Here is a 20,635-nt window from a genome sequence, read left to right as displayed (position 1 = left end):
GATTGGAATATGTTTTTTGGATCACTCCCTGGGATTTTCAAAGGGATGTGGGTGACCCTTGGGGTGACGCTAGCCTGTTATCTATTTGCGATGGTGTTCGGATTTGTTTGGGTATTTTTAAAACGCGTTCCATTTAAACCCTTTCAGTGGCTCGTGTCATTTGTGCTTGAATTTATTCGTTCGACACCACCGCTCGTGCAATTATTTTTCTTGTTTTTTGGGTTACCAATGGTTCCCTATGTGGGAGTGAGTTTAAGCCCGATTACAGTTGCTGTACTAGGTCTTGGTGTTCATTTTAGTACATATATTTCTGAAATCTATCGTTCTGGAATTGAATCCGTAGATAAAGGGCAATGGGAAGCTTCGATTGCGCTAAATATGTCGGTGAAAGATAGGTGGACAAAAGTAATTCTACCACAAGCGATTCCACCGACCATCCCTATGTTAGGAAACTATTTAATTATCATGTTTAAGGAAGTTCCTTTGACATCGACCGTGGGTGTTGCGGGAATGCTCTTCATGGCGGATCGATTCGGTGCGAAACACTGGGCTTACTTAGAACCTTATACATTAGTGGCGATTTTCTTCCTATTATTAAGTTACCCATCAGCAGTCTTAATCAAAAAATTAGAAAATAAATTGAATCGTCGATTTGATAAGAAAAATCCAACAGGAGCTAACAATGTAAAAAAGGGAGTGGTAGTCGATGGCTGATCCGATTGTAACCTATAAAGATGTAACAAAATCCTTTGGTGAGGTGGATGTCTTAAAGGGGATTAACTTAGACATCGCACCAGCTGAGAAAATCGCATTAATTGGACCGAGTGGGTCTGGTAAAACAACAATCATTCGGTTATTAATGACGTTGGAGGAGCCGACTTCCGGAGTCATTGAAGTGAGTGGTCAAAACCTTTGGCAAATGGAGAGAAAAGGTGAATTAGTGAGGGCCAATGAAAAGCATTTAAGACAAATCAGAGGCGATATCGGGATGGTATTTCAGCACTTTAATTTGTTTCCTCACATGACCATCTTAGAAAATTGCATGACGGGTCCAATTCATGTAAAAGGCCAATCGAAAGAAGAAGCACGTAAACTTTCTATAGAAATGTTAGAAAAAGTAGGCTTAGGTGATAAATTAGAAAACTATCCAAATCAGCTTTCAGGAGGACAAAAGCAGCGGGTGGCGATGGCACGTGCGCTCGTCATGCGTCCGAAAGTGATGCTATTTGATGAAGTAACATCTGCCCTTGACCCCGAGCTAGTGGGAGAAGTTCTAGAAGTCATCCGTGAAATTGCCGAAGAAGGCGAAATGGCGATGGTTCTTGTGACTCATGAAATGGACTTCGCACGAGATGTCGCTGACCGGATTATTTTCCTAGAAAATGGTGTGATATCGGAGCAGGGAACACCGGAAGAGGTACTAGAAAACACCGAAAGTGAACGTCTTCAGCAGTTTCTTAGTCGTTTTCGGTCTTAATTCTTAATTGTTTTTATTTTAATAGGGACTACATCCTTTATTTAAGGTATGTGGTCCCTTTTTTCATTTTCCACGTCAATCCTCATTCTAAAAACTAAGAAAATCTTAAGAATTTCATTGAGTGTTTATTAAGATTTGATTGCTATCATTCCTTTATAGTAAATTCTAAGGAGTTGATAGAATGTTTAACACCACAGGTAGGAGTGGATTTTTATGAATATATTGGTTTGCGATGATGACAAAGCGATTGTTGATGCGATTGGGATCTATCTAGAGAATGAGGGCTATGCCATTTTTAAAGCCTTCAATGGTCTTGAGGCAATCGAAACAATTAGAGAACATGAGGTTCATCTCATTATCATGGATATTATGATGCCGAAGATGGATGGCATACAAGCAACGATGGAAATTAGAAAAGAAAATAATATTCCATTGATCATGCTTTCTGCCAAATCGGAGGATTATGACAAAATCGTCGGCTTAAATATGGGGGCGGATGACTATATGACAAAGCCTTTTAATCCATTAGAGCTAATTGCGAGGGTAAAATCCCAGCTAAGAAGATATACAAGCTTAGGTGGCCTTGAGACAAAGAGCCATGTCTATCAGTCGGGTGGACTCATCATCGATGATGAAAGCAAAATAGTAACCGTTGATGGTCAGGACGTACATCTGACACCAGTTCAGTATAAGATTGTCAGACTTCTGACGGCAAATGCTGGTAAAGTATTCACCATCGAGGAGATTTATGAAAAGGTATGGAATGAACCATCCTTTAATCCCGAGAATACAGTTACCGTTCATATTCGTAAAATCAGAGAGAAAATCGAAATAAATCCAAAGGAACCAAAATATTTGAAGGTGGTGTGGGGAGTTGGATATAAAGTGGAAAAATTATAGCCATTCTATCATAACGAAAATCATTGTGTTTATCATTGCAATCCTCTGCTTCTTGGGTATTGCTCAGGCAGTTATTGAAGTAGAGATTGTGAATGACGGAAATTTTAGTAGTGTAACGGAAGATCATTATTTTGAGAGTAAAGCGTATGTAGAAGAAAGTGAAGCATTAATCAGGGACCTCACTAGTCTAGTCGGGAAGTATAAAAATGAGGAACATATCTTAAGCGGAAATACCATTGACGAGGATGAATGGAAAAGGATAGAAGATAATTTATACTACTCGGAGTTTCAACATTCCAGAAGCTATAATCCGAAGTTAGGGGAAGAGAAAAACTACGATACATTTAAATCTGAATTTGCTGACAAGCTCAAGGAAGAGAAAGATAATCTGATCAAGGAGGATTTACGAGAATTTCATAAAATCGTCCAAAATCTTGAAGAGTATGAGCTCTATTTTTATGCAAGCGACGGTACCAATGTATTTGCAAATAGCTCTCGAACAACAAAAGAACAGTTTGAAGCCTTCCCTGCATCTATGATGATTGAGGAATATAAACAAGAGTTTTATCCAAAGGAAACGAAAAACAATGAACATTTATCAAGGATTACAAGACAAATAGATCGTTTAGACGCTACTAACACCGTTCTATACGTCGCGTTTTCGGAACCATTTTTACAACAAAAAGCCTTAAAATGGCAAGAAGGAAAAGCCATTGCTAAAACAAATTTATATCGATTAGTTGGATTTTTAGCTGGATTTATACTTTCATTTAGTTATCTTGTACTAGTAGTTGGACGAACGTCATTTAGCGATAAAGAGCTACGCTTCCGTCCTGTAGAAAAATTGTATAATGACGTAAATATAGTCATTTGTATTCTTTTATTTCCGCTTTGGATTGTATTAGTGGATGATGTGTTTGAAAATATGCTAAACATGTTTCCAATCATATCGATACCGATTGCCTCAGTAACATTATTATTGATTCTAATACTTGTAAAGCATGTGAAAAATAGAACCCTTATCAAGCATACCTTGATTTATACATTAATCTCTAAAGTAGTGACATTCATTGGAGATGTGTATAAGAGCGGTAGCGTTGGTATAAAAACGGTATTGCTAGTAATTGGATACCCAATTTTGATTGCTTTAACCTTCTTCATGTTCCCGATTACAATTGGGGTAGCAGCATGGTTTGCCTATAAAAAGGTCAAGAGTTTTCAAACCATCCAAGAAGGAGTCGAAATGATTAAAGAAGGAAATCTCCATCACCGGATTGAAATAAACGGAAAAGGAGAATTCGCGAAATTATCTTCGAATGTGAATAGCATAACGGATGGCTTGAAAAAAGCAGTGGACAGTGAGTTGAAAAGTGAGCGCCTAAAAACAGAGCTTATCACCAATGTATCCCATGATATTCGAAATCCATTAACTTCCATTATCACGTATGTGGACTTGTTGAAGCAGGAAAAGGACCCAACAAAAAACGCTGAATACATCGAAGTTCTGGAACAAAAAGCACAAAGACTCAAGCTGTTAACGGATGATTTATTTGAAGCCTCAAAAGCTTCTAGTGGAAATATCCCTGTAGATCTAGTGAAAATTGATATTGTGTCATTAATTACCCAGGGATTAGGCGAAGTGAATGACAAAATCGAAGAGATGGGATTAGACATGAAACTGAATCACCCGGATGAAAAGGTGTATGTAACGGCCGACGGGAGATTACTATGGAGATCGATTGAGAATGTACTCTCAAATATCTTTAAATATGCACTTGAACGCTCAAGAGTGTATATCGATATTGAAGATGTGGGCAACGAAATTCGTATTAGTTTTAAAAACATCTCAGCATATGAACTAAATATCTCAGCAGACGAACTAATGGAGCGCTTTAAAAGGGGCGATGAATCTAGAAATAGCCAAGGAAGTGGCTTGGGACTATCAATTGCGAAGAATTTAATTGAACTCCAAAAAGGAAAATTCAACATTCACATTGATGGCGATCTATTCAAGGCGATTATTCATCTGCCTAAGTTTCCACCTGAGAATGAGTAATGACGTTGTCTCTTGAAAGTATTTTTTAAAACATTATGTTGTTATAGATGACTTAGTTCAAATGAGTTGATTGAAGCGGAAGGCTTCCGCCTGCAGTTGAAATCAACAGTGTTATAAAAACAGGGAATAGGATATCAAGGGATGTCCTATTCTTTTTTGGATACGGAACGTAAAAGTTAAATGGTTTTTATTAAAATAAATAAAATATTTATTGATATTCAATAAATGGTAGTTTACAATCAATTCTAGGAAAATAGCAAACCTTTCTTGCTTAAAAGTTGAAATCCAAAAAATAGCAAAGTTAGGAAGGGGAAAGGAATGTAATAGAAGCAGTGGAGAAAAATATAAAAACAATATATGTTTTATTAACGGATACAGGTACATTATTCACGAAGATGATCAAATGCTTTACAAATGCACCTTACAATCATGTTTCCATCGTTTTTGACGAAGAACTCGATGAAATGTATAGCTTTGGTCGAAAATACCCGAGGAATCCACTAATTGCTGGCTTTATACGAGAAGATGTCTACTTCGGTACATACCGCTATTTTCATAACACTAGATGTCTTTTATTAAAGATTGATGTTTCTGCAAAGGAATATTCTTGTATCAGAAATGTGATTCAGAATTTTACTAGAAATAAAGATATGTATTCTTATAATTTACTAGGTCTCCTGGGTGTAGCTGTTCAGCGTCCAATCATTCAGAGAAATAAATATTTTTGCTCTCAATTTGTTGCGCAAGTTTTTGAAAATAGCGACATACCTTTATGGAATCTCCCTTCTGCTCTCGTAACACCAAATGACTTTTTAGAGCATCCGCGATTTGAAGTCGTTTATGAGGGGAAATTATATGAGTATCCGTTACTGAATCAATTACAAGTAAATAGATTTCAATTGGATCATTCAAAGTAAGCAGACGATAAACTCTTATAAAAAAGTTGACTGGACACTAATCGGTGTCATATAATTAGGACACCATTTGGTGTCGTATTAAAAAGGGGGAGGAGGAATTTGAACGAAAAAGAACAAGAACGTGATGTTTTTGCAGCCATTGCTGACCCTACAAGACGTGAAATGCTACATTTGTTAGCAGAAGAGGAAGAGTTACCTCTTTATAAAATAACTCCTCATTTTCAGATGGGACGCACTGCGGTTTCGAAGCATCTGACAATCCTAAAAGAAGCTGGATTAGTTCTTGACCGAAAAGTCGGTCGAGAAACAAGATATCGAATAAATGCAACTCCATTAAGAGAAATTAAAGATTGGGTTTCGTTTTATGAAAAGTTTTGGACTAATAACATGGCAATTTTAAAAAACTTGCTTGAGGAGGAATAAAGAATGGCAGAGATTTCATGAAGGATATTCGATTTTTGACCTGACAGATATGCAGTTAGATAAGCTAATGATCGTTCTTCAACAATTTAATGACCCAGGCGCTAAGCAGATTTTAGCTGGAATATTAGACCGTGTGAAAAGTCTGTGTGAGATTGGATTGGGGTATTTGACATTAACAAGGGAGACGCCGACCTTATCTGGTGGTGAGTCTCAAAGGGTTAAGATGGTGAAATACTTATCTAGTAACCTAACGGGATTAATGTACATCTTTGATGAACCAAGTACAGGGCTACATCCACGTGATGTTTACCGGCTAAATGAACTACTGGCTAAGTTGCGTGATAAGGGAAATACGGTTCTAGTTGTGGAACATGATCCTGATGTTATCCAGATTGCCGACCATATTATTGATGTTGGTCCACATGCAGGTTCTCGTGGAGGGAACATCATGTACAGTGGCAGCTATCAGGGACTATTGTCTTCAGATACACTAACTGCTCAATATTTGAATAAGAAGATGGAACTGAAGACAAATCCGAGACCTGTCAACAAATTTTTAGAAAGTCGAAAAAGTAGCCTCCATAATTTGAAAAATGTGAGCATGCGTGTACCAATTGGTGTCTTTACCGCAGTTACAGGAGTAGCGGGATCTGGTAAAAGTACACTTGTGAACGAAGTGTTTGCAAAAGATTTTCCAGAGGCAGTTCGAATTGACCAAAGTCAAGTTCACGGAAACATTCGTTCAAATCCTGCGACCTTTTCAGGAATTATGAATTCGATTCGAAAAGCATTTTCAGAAGCAAACAATGTGGAAAGTGGATTATTCAGCTATAACTCAAAGGGTGGCTGCGAAACATGTGGTGGAACCGGAACAGTTGAGCTGAATATGTCGTTTATGGACAAGATGGAAATGGAATGTAGCGAATGTCATGGCGACCGTTACAAACAGGAAGTTCTCCAATACCTTTATAAAGGAAAGAATATTGTCGATATCATGGAAATGTCGGTTGCTGAAGCAGTGGACTTTTTCGAAGCAAAAGACATTAAGCGTCAGCTGACAAGCATGGAAACAGTAGGATTGGGGTATCTGTCTCTAGGTCAACCACTAAGCACTTTATCTGGTGGAGAGAGTCAGAGACTGAAACTAGCCAAAGAATTAAACAAAAAGGGCAATATCTATATTTTAGATGAACCAACCACAGGATTGCATCTTTCCGATGTTGCCAATATCCTACTGATTATTGATAAATTAGTGGAAAAAGGGAACACAGTCATCGTCATCGAACATAATCTGGACGTGATTCGAAACAGCGATTGGATCATTGATTTAGGTCCAGATGGTGGTACTGGTGGGGGAGAAATCATTTACGAAGGCCCACCAGCAGGACTTTTAGAATGCGAGCGTTCGGTTACGGCGAAGTATATCTAAGAAAAAAGGGGAATTTTAAGTACAAAACATTAAATAACACATTCAATAGCAGTCGAAATTGTATAGGGTTTCGGCTGCTTCTTTTTGTTAAGATTAAAAGGATTTATTTGCCCGACATTTCTTGTGCAAATATATCGGATTATTTCCTTACTACTGACTTAATTCTATTACCTTTGTACTAAAAATCTATAGAGGCACATAAATCCTTCTGGTGTAATGATGCTAAAGTGGACGGTGTAGTTATCGAGATTATCGTTATTTCAAATATGGGAATATCGAATCAATTGTCTTTTGAAGGTTAGTTGCCTCCTTTTCATATACCTTTTTGGCTTCTGGATTATCCGTCTGTAGTGAAAAATGTTCCAAATCAGCCTGTATCTTTTTCAGGGTCTCTCCGAGTGGCTGCCTTTCTTCAGTTATATACCGTTTTGCTTGATCTTTATATAAATCTACATATATATTCCCTTGGGAGTCTATCTGGGCAAGGAATACTTCTTTGAAGTCTTTCGCTCCTTGTTTCTGTATCTCACTTAGTAACCATTCCTTTGTATGACCACGTTCTTTTAATCCTCTATCTAACAAAATACCATCCATAATTAGAATAGTTGGTCCATGTTCCTTTTCCAAAGAGATTCCTATTTTATGAGGCGTAAGTGGCTGTTGATTAGAGTTTAGCATGACACTAAGCTGTCCGTTTGTCTCTAAGACCGCCATTTCTACGTCTGAAACCTTAAAAACTCCTTTCTCCCTAAGTAATAGCATCAATTCATCAGCGGTTACCAAATTTTTTTTCAAATTCTTTTCAAGAATTTCACCGTTCTGAATTAGAATTGTTGGGCTACCATCTATCATTTTTGTAAACCACATAGACTTCAAACTAACATATGCTAAGATAATCGGAAAAAGCCCCCAAACAAGCAATGCAAGCATTCCGTTTATAGCTTTGACATTCTGATCGACAGACATGGTTGCAGCAATTGAGCCGATTGTGATTCCTACACAATAATCGAAAAAAGTAAGTTGGGAAATTTGCTTCTTTCCCATTATTCGGGCCATCAGCAACAACAAAACAAAAGCTACAATCGAACGAATCAGAATCAACACCAGTTCAGGCATGACATATTTCTCCTTCAGCTTTTTTTGTTTATTTAATATACCCATTATTGGGTAATATAGGTAATAATATTCACTCTGTAAGGAGGAAGTATCATTGATTAAAAAAAATAGTATCTGTCTGTTGCTATTCGTCCTGCTTGCTGGATGTGCTAATACAATCGGTGGGGATCTCTTCTACAACCACATTGATCAGCTTGAAGAGGCATTGGACCAACCGGATTGGGAGCAAATTAAATTGCAAGCTGAAGAACTAAATGACATTTATATAGATAGCAAATGGAAATTACAATTACTTGGCGATGAAGGGGAATATGAACAATTAAATGAAAGTATACAAAAAATAATTGCTGCCGTAAAAGAAGAGGATACCACAAATGTGAGAATGGAATTAGCAACAGCTAGATCCCTTGTAGCAGATATCTATTCATTATAGGTTTTCATCACATAAAAGGTAGGTCTCCATCGGGTGATAAAAAATACCGATTGTCTCTATTAAGTGGAAATTTTTGAGATATTTCCCGAGGGTGAATCATATCTTTTAACGATGGGGGGGACTTCATATGAATGATGAGCATAATGGTAGGAAGAACAGTAAAGAAGAGCAATTAGAAGCATTTAGGGTTGATGACAAAGGCAAGACACTTACAACCAATCAAGGGTTAAAAGTGTCAGAAGATGAATTTTCTTTAAAGGCAGGTGTTCGTGGTCCGACCCTACTGGAGGATTTTCATTTTCGAGAAAAAGTAACGCACTTTGACCATGAGCGAATTCCAGAACGGGTCGTTCATGCCCGCGGTTTTGGCGTACATGGAGAATTTCAGTTATACAAAAATATGGAAAAGTATACAAGAGCAAAATTCCTGCAAGATACTTCCAAAAAGACTCCCGTATTTGTCCGATTTTCTACTGTAAATGGAGCGCGCGGTTCTGCGGATACGGTTCGGGATGCCAGAGGATTCGCGACTAAATTCTATACGGAGGAAGGGAACTATGATTTAGTCGCAAATAATATCCCGGTCTTTTTCATCCAAGATGCCATTAAATTTCCTGATGTTGTGCATGCCTTCAAACCGGAGCCTGATAATGATATTCCGCAAGCCTCCACTGCCCACGACACCTTTTGGGATTTTGTCGCGAATAACCAGGAATCTGCACATATGATCATGTGGATTATGTCAGACCGTGCCATTCCACGTAGCTTCCGAATGATGGAAGGATTTGGCGTCCATACGTTTCGCCTTGTAAATAATCAGGGGAAAGCCCATTTTGTGAAATTCCATTGGAAGCCTGCATTAGGAACGCATTCCCTTGTATGGGATGAGGCACATAAATTGGCAGGCATCGATCCTGATTTTCACCGTAATGACTTATGGGGTGCCATCGAAAAAGGGTTTTATCCAGAATATGAATTGGGAGTTCAGATCCTTGCCGAAGAGGACGAATTTAGTTTCGAGTTTGACATACTAGACGCGACAAAGCTTTGGCCGGAAGAAGTCATTCCAGTAACGATCATTGGAAAGATGACCCTGAATCGGAATGTAGACAATTTCTTTGCAGAAACGGAACAGGCTGCGTTTCATGTGGCGAATGTTGTACCTGGAATTGACTTTACCAATGATCCGTTATTGCAGGGGCGCCTGTTTTCGTACTTAGATACTCAATTAATCCGTCTGGGCGGTCCTAATTTTCATGAAATACCTATAAACAGACCCGTTGTACCGTTCCATAATAATCAACGTGAAGGTTACCATCGCCAGACCATCAATCTCGGGAAAGTGAGTTATCACCGAAACTCTTTGGCTGGTGACACCCCGGCGCCTGCAAGTGAGGAGGAGGGGGGATATGCCACCTATCAGGAAAAAGTGGAAGGGCGAAAAATCCGCGCTCGAAGTAAGAGTTTTACAGATCATTTTTCTCAGGCTACCCTTTTTTGGAACAGCATGAGCGAACCTGAAAAAAAGCATATCATTGAAGCGTTCAGTTTCGAACTGGGGAAAGTAAAAAGTGAATCGGTAAAACAGCAGGTGGTGGATATGTTTGCTAATGTGAGTATTGAGTTAGCAACCGCATTTGCGATAAAAATCGGGGCAAGTCCTCCTAAAGGGAACGGTTCGACCATCACAAAATCTTCCCCTGCCCTCAGCCAAGAAAATACACCAAAATCAGCAAAAACACGTAAGGTAGCTGTAATACTGACAGATGGTTTTAATGGACCGGAGATTAAATATGTGCTGGACAGACTGATGATGGAAGGACTTATCCCGGAAATTATCAGTGAAAATATTGGGACTGTGCACGGTACAAATGGAGTTAAAGTAAAAGCGGAACATACCTTCCTAACTGCGAAGTCGGTGTTGTTTGATGCCGTCTATATGATAAGAGGAAGCAACAAAAACAATAAGTTCAACAAGGATGCAGCCTACTTCATTGATGAGGCATTTTCACACTATAAACCGATTGGAGCGACCGGTGTTGGAATCAAATGGCTGGAAGTAAATAAGTTAGAGGGAAAGCCGGGAGTAGTTACGGGAACTGCCCCCGTAGAATTTGTATCAAAATTTGTGGAGGCGATTGGTGCCCATCGTTTCTGGGAGAGAAAGTTAGTTTGAATTAGATTTCATCTGCAAACAAGAGCACTGTAGTTTCTAATTAGGGGATAGAAGGGTACTGAATTTTAATATACATTTTCTTTCACATTATATTTTTGATTAAGATGACGAATCATATTGGCACGAGGTACGACTCGTATTATATGAACAATATCAAACATTAGTTAATTAACGAGTATTAATGAACATTTTAACGTAATCTTCAGGTCAATCATTGCCGTTAGACTGTTACTAATAGGATCACGAATACTAAGTCAAACAAAAAAATCTCTCAAAATAGGATAAAATTATTTTTAAAGGCCAAGTTGTATATGGCTTTTTTTTTGGATTTAAGTTCCCCTAAAAGTTTCCTATAAAAATTCATAAGAGCCTATATATCGTTCATACTAAACAATACTTGTATTATCACTGAATAAAGCAGTTTAGTTTTCAATAGGAACGACTGCTTTTTTTACTATCATATTACCTAGCAAGAGGTGGAGAACAATGGCTTTTCGCTTTAGAAAGAGTATCAAAATAGCAAAAGGTGTTCGGTTGAATTTTGGTAAAAAGGGGGTGGGGGTTAGTTTCGGTACAAGAGGAATGCGTTATTCGATCCATTCATCTGGAAGACGAACGAGGTCTGTTGGAATTCCGGGAACAGGCATCTCTTATGTGAAGAGCACTACTGGTAAGAAAAAGAAAAATACTCAAGGAACAGTATCCTCCACTTCTACAACTCATCCTGCAGACAACCAAGCTCTCGTCGAAGAATATAATCGTCAAATCCAAGCAATCACATCCTTGCATCAAATTTCCCCAGAACCAATTGATTGGAGGGAAATTCAAGCAATACCAGCCCCATATACACCAGGGGAAATGGGTCCATTACAGCAAGAAGCGGTACATAAGTATCAGACATACACACCAAACTTTTTTGAACGGATCATCAAGAAATTAGCACAACGTAAGAAGGAAAGATTAAATCAAGCAATCCAGCAGGCCAAGCTACAGGATCAATCAGATTATCAGGAGTGGCACGAATTAACCACTTTGGCAAATGCTGTATTAGCTGGTCAGGCGCGAGCCTATCAAGAAGTAATCGCGGAAAGTAGTGAGTTTCAAGAATTATCATATGTTTTCAAGGTCCATGATGCCCATACTGTAGAATTGGAGTTCCAGGTGAATGGAAATGTAGTTCCCACCGAGCAATTGTCCTTAACGAAAACTGGTAAAGTCTCCAGGCGTCAAATGGGCGTATCTAGATATCATGAAATTAAGAAGGATTATGTTTGTACTCAAGCCATTTGGGTCGCTCGTCATTTGTTTGCTTTTTTGCCAATTGAGCGGTGTTTGGTCCATGTGACCGAACATGCGTTGAACACTGTAACCGGAAATATGGAAAACCAAGTTCTGTTATCGATTTTATTCAATCGGACGGTTTTGGATAGACTAAACTTTGCAAGACTTGACCCTTCTGACGCAATGGAAAATTTCCAGCATCATATCGACCATCTGAAGACAAAGGGCTTTCGACCAGTGGAACGAATTACAGATTGGTAGGTGATAACATACTATGAGATGGACTATAAAAGAAATCGCAACGTTTTTATTTCCTGAGTGGCAAGTCGTTCGTAGCATAAAAAAATATGGCTGGATTAGAAGGGATGGGATTACATCCACAACTCAAACCCATTCTGCACAACAAGTGCGACAAAACCAAGTTCCTACGTCCATGTCACGACCTACAGGGAAAGGTGGGATCCCAGCTGCTCATAAACCAAGTACGAATCATCCTATCACCCGAAAAGAAAAGCAGCCTATTGTGAAAAGCGACCAATTGGACATCATTTTTTACACGATACGAAGTGAAATGGGTCAGAAAATGGTTGGACAGAATCGATATTTAGACGAGCTATCTTTGGCGATTAAACGACCATTTGTGACAGGTATGACAAAGGATAAACCGAAGAATTCCATCGTTTTATTTGGTCATCCAGGTTCAGGTAGAAAACAAAGTATAACGGCAATGGGCAAGTTATTAGAAAATCATAAACTAGTGAAGTACGATACCATTTCCATCCTGGATTTAGCATCATATACAACCGATTCTGAATTTCAGTTATTTTTAACGGACTTATATAAATGTTTATATGCGAAGTCGGATATCGTTCTCTTTGAACATATTGATAAAGCACCATCCAGAGTGCTCGATTCTATCACACAACTAACTACAACTGGAAAATATTCATTACCAGCACGCTATATCATGGACAAAAATAATCTGGTTGAGGCAACAGGGGCGTTACTACAGCAGTCGATTAGTGAGATATATGCGAATGGGAAATACTTTGCTTTTCTTTATGATAAGACGGAGCAAAGCTTGATGGATTTAGTAGGTTCCAATTTTATGGATGCCGTTGGTGATTTTATTCATATAGAGCCGTATTCCGAAGAAGAAAAGAAGCAGTTGGCAGAACGTGCTCTTATGGGTATACGGGAAAAAGTGGGCAGTCAATTATCGATGGTTCTGGCATGGTCAGATGATGTTGTTTCATATATTGCAGAGTACTTCTCTGAATCAACGGGCATAAAAGGATTAGAAAATGTAGCAGAACAAGAAATTTTTAAACCATTGGCGGAATTTAAGTTGAGAAATACGGAAATGGTGAATGTTCCGGTCAATTTAATGGTAATCAATGGCAGGATAGCAGCACAGATCAATCAGGAACGTATTCCATTACATACCTTCGTTCGTGATACCAATCGGGCAGGATTAGAAGATATTAAAAAAGAACTGGATTTGATTGTTGGATTAACAGAAGTGAAGGACTATGTGTTGCAATTGGAGGATCATGTCAAAATCCAAAAACTTCGACAAAGTCAAGGAATGAAGAATTCGAGAATCTCTATGCATATCGTTTTTACCGGAAATCCTGGTACAGGTAAAACGTCGATTGCTCGGATTGTTGCGAAGTATTTGAAAGCGATTGGTGTGTTATCTACGGGTCAGTTAAGGGAAGTTAGTCGAGCGGACTTGGTTGGAGAATATGTGGGCCAGACTGCCAGACTTACGAATGATGTGATTAAGTCAGCACTTGGGGGTGTTCTGTTTATTGACGAAGCGTACGCTCTTTTTCGAAATGAACATGACACATTCGGTGTAGAGGCAATTGATACATTGGTAAAAGGAATGGAAGATTATCGGGATGATTTGGTTGTCATTCTAGCAGGGTATAGTGAAGAGATGGAGACATTTTTAAAAGCTAACCCCGGCTTGAAATCACGTTTCCCCAATATTGTTCATTTCCCTGATTATACATCAGATGAGATGTGGGAGATTACAGAAATTATTGCAAATCAAAAAGGCTACACGATTGCCGCCTCTTGTCAGAAACCACTGATTGACTTATATGATAAGAGCCAAATTAAAGGGAAAAACGACAGTGGAAACGGAAGGCTTGTTCGAAACACAATCGAGGCAGCTATTTTGAATCAATCACAGCGGTTAATTCGAGAGCAGAATGCTAACATCAATGAGTTGACGTATGAAGATTTTAAATTTGACGATACATCAAGCTTTGATCTGGAAGCTAGTTTGGCTCCGATAGTAGGGCTGAATCATGTGAAGGATTTTGTTCGGAATCAATTTCATATGTTAATTGCACAGGAAAAGCGAAGGAACGCAGGATTGAAGGTCGATACGTCTCAAACGTTACACATGATTTTTAGCGGGAATCCCGGGACGGGAAAAACAACGATTGCGCGAATTATCGCAATGATGTTTAAGGAGATGGGACTGTTAAAATCCGGACATCTTGTAGAAGTCGATAGTGGTGGATTGACAGGGCAATACGCAGGACATACAGCGAAGAAAACCGAGGAAGTGTTTCGTTCAGCTCTCGGTGGCGTGTTGTTTATTGATGAAGCATATGCACTGGCGACAAGTGGTGGAAGTTTTGGATTAGAAGCAATTAATACGTTAGTCAAGCTGATGGAGGATTTCCGTGAAGATATTGTTGTCATTTTAGCTGGGTATGAAAAAGAGATGGATGAATTTCTCAACGTCAATACAGGGCTTGAATCTCGCTTCCCGCATCGCATCCATTTTCCTGATTATTCAGCAAGAGAATTGTTTGAGATTGCGAAAATACAAATTTCTTTTAAAGGATTTACCCTTGCCAAAGCGGCTGAATCGGTATTAATGGAGGAAATTACAAAGAAACATCGAAAAACTATTGGTGAATCTGGTAATGGACGGATGATTCGAAATTTTATTGAAGAGATTACACGTAATCAATCGGTTCGAATTGCGATGAATGATGTACCTGTTGAGGAGCTAAATGTTATTTTACCAACAGATATTAAGCCAACCGAGCGGGTCTTGAAGAATTTTGACTTAGAAACCGAACTTGCTAGCATTATTGGTCTTGATGAAGTGAAGGATTATATCCGCAGCTTACAGGCTCGATTACGTTTGGAAAAAGAGCGGAAGAAATTTGGCTTGCCAGTGGATGAAACACAAACGTTGCACATGATTTTCAAAGGAAATCCAGGTACAGGGAAGACGATGATGGCAAGAATTGTGGCGAATGTTTTATATAATCTGGGTGTTATTCAAACGAACACATTAGTGGAAACCGATCGCGCCAACTTGGTTGCTGGCTATGTTGGGCAAACGGCAATTAAGACAAAAGAAGTGATCATGGAAGCATTAGATGGTGTACTATTTATCGATGAAGCGTATGCACTTGCTCAAGGTGGTCCAAATGATTTTGGTAAAGAAGCCATTGATACGCTAGTGAAAATGATGGATGACCATCGGGATCGGCTTGTCGTCATTTTAGCAGGATATGAAGACGATATGGAGCATTTTTTAAGCTTGAATCCTGGTTTGCGTTCCAGATTTCCAACTATTATTGATTTCAAGGATTACTCTCCACATGAGTTAATGGAGATTGCGGAGAAGTTTTATGAAGAAAAAGGCTTTGTACTGACGGAAGATGCAAAGGACAAGCTAATGGACATATTCCAACGTGTGGACTCGATGGACAACTTCGGAAATGGCCGTTATGTCCGAAATGTATATGAAAAATCATTGAATCATCAGGCTAGTCGTCTAAGCCAAGAGAAGGAATTAACCGAAGAAATGCTCACGACTATTACTCTGGAAGATATTAAAGAGGTGTAATGCGATGCGGAAAATACTTGGGAGTACGATGGCGTTTGTATATTTAATCTTTCCGATGAGCTTTATCCTGCTTATTTTGCTGGTTACCCCTTTGATGTTCTTTTCAGATGTGAGTGCGATTCGAACGTCTGGTTTTGCAGGGCCTGATACTGCACTATCGATGATTGGGGTAAGTGGACTTGTAATTGGGATTTCATTACTGGTGCCAGTCTTTCGGAGAATTTACGCGGTTTTTCCGTGGTTGTATCCTTTTGTGAAGATCTTTTTTGTTGGCATGGTCATTATTAATATAGCCCTTTCCATTCTGAACTTTGGTTATCAAACAGGAAGTGATACGAGACATACGCTATTTTTTATCTTAATGATTGTTTTTGTTGTAATAGGACGTCTCGGGATGAGTTTCTATTTTCATCGAAATCCTGTCCATGAAGAAGGTGAGTAACAGTGAGCCAGAATAAAAAGGATTTACGAGAACGAATCCAACGTGCTAAAGAAAAATCAAAGAATGCTGGACAACCAAAGTCCTTTGGCGACGAACCTAGTGAAATTGATGTAAGAGATGAAATTGTGCAGCAGGATTATGATGGACAGCCTGTAGAACAAGAAAAAAGCCCGGAAGCTGCTGTGCCTTTAAATAAAGGCAACGTATTCCACGGTAAAAAGTTAAAAGGGATGAAACGTTTAGGATATATGGCGTTAGCGGTTGGAATTATTGCAATGTTCCTAACAGACACAACAACTGTGGATACATCAGAGTCTGCGAGAAATGCACTTGAAAATCAAGTTTCAACCGCAATATCCGCAGGTGTCGTACTCCTCGAAGATGATGAAAATCTAGGGGCACAGGACTACACAATAACACATGCCTCTGATGTGGATGAGACAAAAATCTGGGTTTGGGATTATGCCGCAGAGGATGGCGACTATGTCCAAGTGTTGGTTGATGGCACCCCCGTTTCGGAGTCTTTTATGATTCAGCATAAACCAAAGGAATTAACGGTTCCATCGACAGGATCTGTCCAGATAAAAGGAATCCGAGATGGTGGTGGTGGAATTACCTATGCAGTCCGATATGACATTAACGGAACGAGTTATTTCAACACCGCACCTGAAGGGGAGTTTAACACATATGAGTTGGTGAGGTGAGGGGGAGAGGGTAGATCGCGAGAGAAGTGAAAATTAGGCTAAACGCAAAAAACACCGTTTCTAATTACGGTGCTTTTTGTATGAAGTTTTCTTGATTCAAAACAGGATTTGTTAGATTAACAAGTCGAAACGGCAAATCTTGACTAGAAACGTGAATCTTTTATTGATTAGTGTTGGATGCGATTGAGTGAAGAACGCCACAATCCTTAACAAAATATGTTAGTTTCCATTGCTAGAAATTCCTTTGAAATCTCTGTATATTGATAATATAAGGAGATGAAAAATATGATTGGTATGAATATTCGTGTGTTGCGTAAGAAGCATAAATTGAGTCAGGAGCAATTGGCGGAGAAGGTGAATGTATCACGTCAGACTGTGGCGAAATGGGAAAACGATGAGGCGCTGCCTGATATATATAAATGCAAAATCCTTAGTGAAATTTTTGAAGTGAGTTTGGACCAATTATCACGTCAGATGAAAGAAGATGAAGTAAACCAGCTAAAACCTAAGGGAAAACAGTTCTTCGGGGTTGTGAAAGTAGGAGAGCGTGGTCAGATTGTGATCCCGAAACAGGCACGTGAAATGTACCAGATTCAAGCGGGTGATAAGTTGGTTGTATTAGGGGAAGATGCGACTAAAGGGATTGCTATTTTAAAAAGTGATGGCTTTCTTGAATTAGCGGATATGATACGTCATGCACAAGTGGAAGGTGAGAATGAATGAGTAAAATTGTTTTCTTTTCACTACCCGCACATGGTCATACGAATCCTACAATTCCGGTTGTAACTGAGCTTGTAAAGAAAGGTCACGAGGTTTGGTATTATTCTTTTAGTGAATTTAAGCAGAAGATAGAAGATGCTGGTGCTACTTTTATCGGTTGTGACGACTATTTGCCGAGAGTATCTGAGGCAGAGGTTGAGCGTAAAGTTGGAAAAGATTTTGCTGCATTAATCGAAATGGTTGCTGATACAACGATTGCTTTGGATAAAATGGTATGTGAAGAACTGCAGGAATTACAGCCTGATTGCATCGTATCAGACTCCTTAAGCATTTGGGGAAAATTATTTGCAAAGAAACTGGACATTCCATATATCAGTTCGACGACCTCTTTTGCGTTTAATCGGTATACCGCGAAGACAATGAAGCGAGGTTTCAAGGAAATCTGGAGAATGATTGTTGGGATGCGAAGGATTCAGGCAAAAATCAAACAGTTAAACGAGCATGGATTTAAAGTCGAGAATTTTGTCTCGTTAGTTGAAAACAATAATGACACAGACACGATTGTCTATACGTCAAAAGAATTCCAGCCAATGGCCGAAACCTTTTCTGAACGTTATGCTTTTGTTGGCCCATCCATAAGGGAGTCGGTCCCGACACAACATAAAGAGAACAGGAAAATTGTCTATATTTCGCTTGGAACAGTACTTAATCAGAATCAAGACTTTTACGAAAACTGTATAAAAGCCTTTGCCGATGCGGACTATGATGTCGTGATGTCAGTCGGTGAAAAAACGGATATCACATCTTTAGGAAACATACCTGAACATTTTACAGTGAAAAATACTGTCGATCAGATAGCGGTCTTACAAGAAGCTGATGTATTTATTACCCATTGTGGGATGAATAGTGCGAATGAAAGTTTGTATTTTGGCGTTCCGATGGTGCTATTTCCACAGCATAGCGAGCAACGAATGGTCGCTGATCGAGTGGCCGAGCTAGGTGCAGGCGTCATGCTTAAAGGAAGTAAGCCGAATGACTTGGCGACTGCAGTAGCTGACTTACTTGGAAATCCGTCCTATCAGAAACATGCGCAGGCTCTGTCAGAAAGCTTTAAAAAGGCGGGTGGAGCAGAGAGGGCAGCGAATGTGATTTTGGCTAAAATAAATGATTGAAGATAAGCGAAAAAAGCAATTCCTACTTAACTGAAGGAATTGCCTTTTTTATTAGTAAGTGAAAGATAGATGGATAGTAAACCGGTTAATGCCAATAACACAACCAATATCTTAGTGAGCAATGCGATATCGGCAGCAAATACTGATATTGTATGCCAGGGAGTTCCCACGCTATAGATGAGTGTTGGAATGATAGCAATCGATACTATCAATAGAACGATACCGGTGATACGCCATGTGTTTCGTTTACGAATGTTTGCGGATTTAACCTTTACTAAGAGCCAAATGAGCAGGATGAAAAGTAAAAAGACAATTCCTAATAAGATTAGTTGAGTGGTAGGGGTGTTTGTTGGTACATCTATAGGTTCATTCCCATGTAAAATATCTATAATCCCTTGTTTCAGGTAGTGTAGTGCTTCTTCCTCTAAAATATGACTTTTATTCGTAAGGATAACGCCGCCCCAATCCGATTCTGGTAGATAGAATACTTCTGAACGGGAATCAGGAGTTGAGCCTGAATGCCATATCATTTTTTTATTCGAATTTGGATGTGAGATTCTTACACCGAGTCCATAAAAGCGGTTTTCACCTGTTTGGACATACGGCGTTAGATAAAGGTTCATCGTATTTTCACTCAAGAAGTTAGTACCGTGCTGGCTAAGTAATGTAAGGTATTGAACCATGTCTGTTGCACTTGCCGTAATGTACCCATATGGTGCGCCACCATTATCATATGTGACAGCACTTTTACGGGGGATCCCGAACCATGACTGATAACCAGTTAGATATCCTTTTTCATATGCCATTTTAGTATCAGCTGCTGCATGATTCATTCCTAAGGGTGAAAAAATTTGTCTATCCATGTACTCAGAATAGGTTTGATTTGTGACTTCTTCGATTAGTGCAGCAAGGATTGCGAAATTAGCATTGCTATACTGATGCTTTTCTCCAGGTTCTGCAGTCAATTTATCGTTTGATAAACGTTCTACATTCTTTTTAATAGCATCTAAATCTTTAGATTCTTTGTCTGAAATAGATAATCCAGAATACGTACTTAACCCACTTGTTTGGGTAAGCAGATGTTCAATGGTAATTTGGGATGCTGCTTGTTTATCGTGCAGGGTAAACCATGACAAGTATTTTTGGACCGGATCATCTAAACCCACGGTACCGTCTTCAATTAACTTCATTATCGCTAAGCCTGTTAATGATTTACTTATTGACCCTATTGTAAAGGGAGTTTCAGTCGTCACTTTTTCTTCGGATTCTCCTGTTACACCCCAGGCATGAGAGTAGTAGAGGTCGCCTTCATGAACAATAGCAATAGATGCTCCAGGAATTCTATGCTCTTCTAAAAATGCTTCGACATAAGTATTTAGCGTGCTCTTTATGTCTTGTTTTGCAAGGATTTGTGAGACTGGTAGAAATGGAGAAAACGTAAGAAATAATAAACACACAAAGACAACTTTTGATATCGTCGTTTTTATTTTCACGGTAACT

The 20,635-nt window shown here is 39.1% G+C and carries 16 protein-coding genes and 1 pseudogene; 15 read left to right on the top strand and 2 right to left on the bottom strand.

All coding sequences use genetic code 11. From position 1 onward, the window contains the following. The first annotated feature begins 9 nt into the window (after nucleotides 1–9). The 7 genes and pseudogenes from ehuD to CZ490_RS08145 form a co-directional block, all read left to right on the top strand. Nucleotides 10–714 carry an ectoine/hydroxyectoine ABC transporter permease subunit EhuD gene (gene ehuD / locus CZ490_RS08175; protein WP_234987202.1) on the top strand — a complete coding sequence of 235 codons (705 nt, stop codon included), beginning with the start codon at nucleotides 10–12 and terminating at the stop codon, nucleotides 712–714. Next, complete coding sequence (gene ehuA, locus CZ490_RS08170) at nucleotides 707–1,477, top strand: ectoine/hydroxyectoine ABC transporter ATP-binding protein EhuA (protein ID WP_077618428.1); 771 nt, start codon at nucleotides 707–709, stop codon at nucleotides 1,475–1,477. Before ehuD ends, ehuA begins: the two co-directional genes overlap by 8 nt. Before the next feature lie 213 nt (nucleotides 1,478–1,690). Next, nucleotides 1,691–2,377: a response regulator transcription factor gene (locus CZ490_RS08165; protein ID WP_077618427.1), complete on the top strand. Its 687-nt coding sequence runs from the start codon at nucleotides 1,691–1,693 to the stop codon at nucleotides 2,375–2,377. Next, nucleotides 2,352–4,433 carry a HAMP domain-containing sensor histidine kinase gene (locus CZ490_RS08160; protein ID WP_077618426.1) on the top strand — a complete coding sequence of 694 codons (2,082 nt, stop codon included), beginning with the start codon at nucleotides 2,352–2,354 and terminating at the stop codon, nucleotides 4,431–4,433. Before CZ490_RS08165 ends, CZ490_RS08160 begins: the two co-directional genes overlap by 26 nt. Nucleotides 4,434–4,765: 332 nt before the next feature. Continuing rightward, nucleotides 4,766–5,350: a C40 family peptidase gene (locus tag CZ490_RS08155; protein WP_234987201.1), complete on the top strand. Its 585-nt coding sequence runs from the start codon at nucleotides 4,766–4,768 to the stop codon at nucleotides 5,348–5,350. Between the two features lie 99 nt (nucleotides 5,351–5,449). Continuing rightward, the gene (locus CZ490_RS08150; protein ID WP_077618425.1) at nucleotides 5,450–5,773 is read left to right on the top strand and encodes an ArsR/SmtB family transcription factor; all 324 of its coding nucleotides are present in this window, start codon (nucleotides 5,450–5,452) and stop codon (nucleotides 5,771–5,773) included. Nucleotides 5,774–5,795: 22 nt separating this feature from the next. After that, nucleotides 5,796–7,202 (top strand): annotated as a pseudogene (locus CZ490_RS08145) (ATP-binding cassette domain-containing protein); the annotation flags it as partial. Nucleotides 7,203–7,457: 255 nt separating this feature from the next. Here CZ490_RS08145 and CZ490_RS08140 read toward each other — a convergent pair. Next, nucleotides 7,458–8,318, bottom strand: a complete 861-nt coding sequence (locus CZ490_RS08140; protein WP_077618424.1) for a DUF421 domain-containing protein — start codon at nucleotides 8,316–8,318, stop codon at nucleotides 7,458–7,460. 94 nt (nucleotides 8,319–8,412) lie between these two features. Between CZ490_RS08140 and CZ490_RS08135 the strand changes: the two genes are divergently transcribed. From CZ490_RS08135 to CZ490_RS08100, 8 genes are all read left to right on the top strand, one after another. Then, nucleotides 8,413–8,751 carry a DUF4363 family protein gene (locus CZ490_RS08135; protein WP_077618423.1) on the top strand — a complete coding sequence of 113 codons (339 nt, stop codon included), beginning with the start codon at nucleotides 8,413–8,415 and terminating at the stop codon, nucleotides 8,749–8,751. A gap of 127 nt (nucleotides 8,752–8,878) precedes the next feature. Beyond that, complete coding sequence (locus CZ490_RS08130) at nucleotides 8,879–10,927, top strand: catalase (protein WP_077618422.1); 2,049 nt, start codon at nucleotides 8,879–8,881, stop codon at nucleotides 10,925–10,927. A gap of 486 nt (nucleotides 10,928–11,413) precedes the next feature. After that, nucleotides 11,414–12,469, top strand: coding sequence for a DUF4236 domain-containing protein (locus tag CZ490_RS08125; protein ID WP_077618421.1), 1,056 nt, complete (start codon nucleotides 11,414–11,416; stop codon nucleotides 12,467–12,469). A 13-nt stretch (nucleotides 12,470–12,482) separates the two neighbouring features. After that, on the top strand, nucleotides 12,483–16,097 hold the full coding sequence (locus CZ490_RS08120; RefSeq protein WP_077618420.1) for an AAA family ATPase: 3,615 nt from the start codon (nucleotides 12,483–12,485) through the stop codon (nucleotides 16,095–16,097). Nucleotides 16,098–16,101: 4 nt separating this feature from the next. Next, complete coding sequence (locus CZ490_RS08115) at nucleotides 16,102–16,539, top strand: hypothetical protein (RefSeq protein ID WP_077618419.1); 438 nt, start codon at nucleotides 16,102–16,104, stop codon at nucleotides 16,537–16,539. Between the two features lie 2 nt (nucleotides 16,540–16,541). After that, nucleotides 16,542–17,243 (top strand): hypothetical protein, encoded by a 702-nt coding sequence (locus CZ490_RS22490; RefSeq protein ID WP_077618418.1) that lies wholly within the window; start codon nucleotides 16,542–16,544, stop codon nucleotides 17,241–17,243. Nucleotides 17,244–17,528: 285 nt separating this feature from the next. Continuing rightward, on the top strand, nucleotides 17,529–17,966 hold the full coding sequence (locus CZ490_RS08105; RefSeq protein ID WP_077618417.1) for a helix-turn-helix transcriptional regulator: 438 nt from the start codon (nucleotides 17,529–17,531) through the stop codon (nucleotides 17,964–17,966). Beyond that, nucleotides 17,963–19,135 (top strand): macrolide family glycosyltransferase, encoded by a 1,173-nt coding sequence (locus CZ490_RS08100; RefSeq protein ID WP_077618416.1) that lies wholly within the window; start codon nucleotides 17,963–17,965, stop codon nucleotides 19,133–19,135. The genes CZ490_RS08105 and CZ490_RS08100 overlap by 4 nt, the downstream gene beginning before the upstream one ends. Before the next feature lie 26 nt (nucleotides 19,136–19,161). Here the strand turns inward: CZ490_RS08100 and CZ490_RS08095 are convergent, their stop codons facing one another. Beyond that, the gene (locus CZ490_RS08095) at nucleotides 19,162–20,622 is read right to left on the bottom strand and encodes a serine hydrolase domain-containing protein (protein WP_077620992.1); all 1,461 of its coding nucleotides are present in this window, start codon (nucleotides 20,620–20,622) and stop codon (nucleotides 19,162–19,164) included. Nucleotides 20,623–20,635: the final 13 nt, after the last annotated feature.

Source organism: Litchfieldia sinesaloumensis, assembly GCF_900156865.1.
GTDB classification, from domain to species: domain Bacteria; phylum Bacillota; class Bacilli; order Bacillales; family Bacillaceae_L; genus Ferdinandcohnia; species Ferdinandcohnia sinesaloumensis.
The sequence above is the reverse complement of the archived record's forward strand: the minus strand, read 5'-3'. Positions and strand labels throughout refer to the sequence as shown.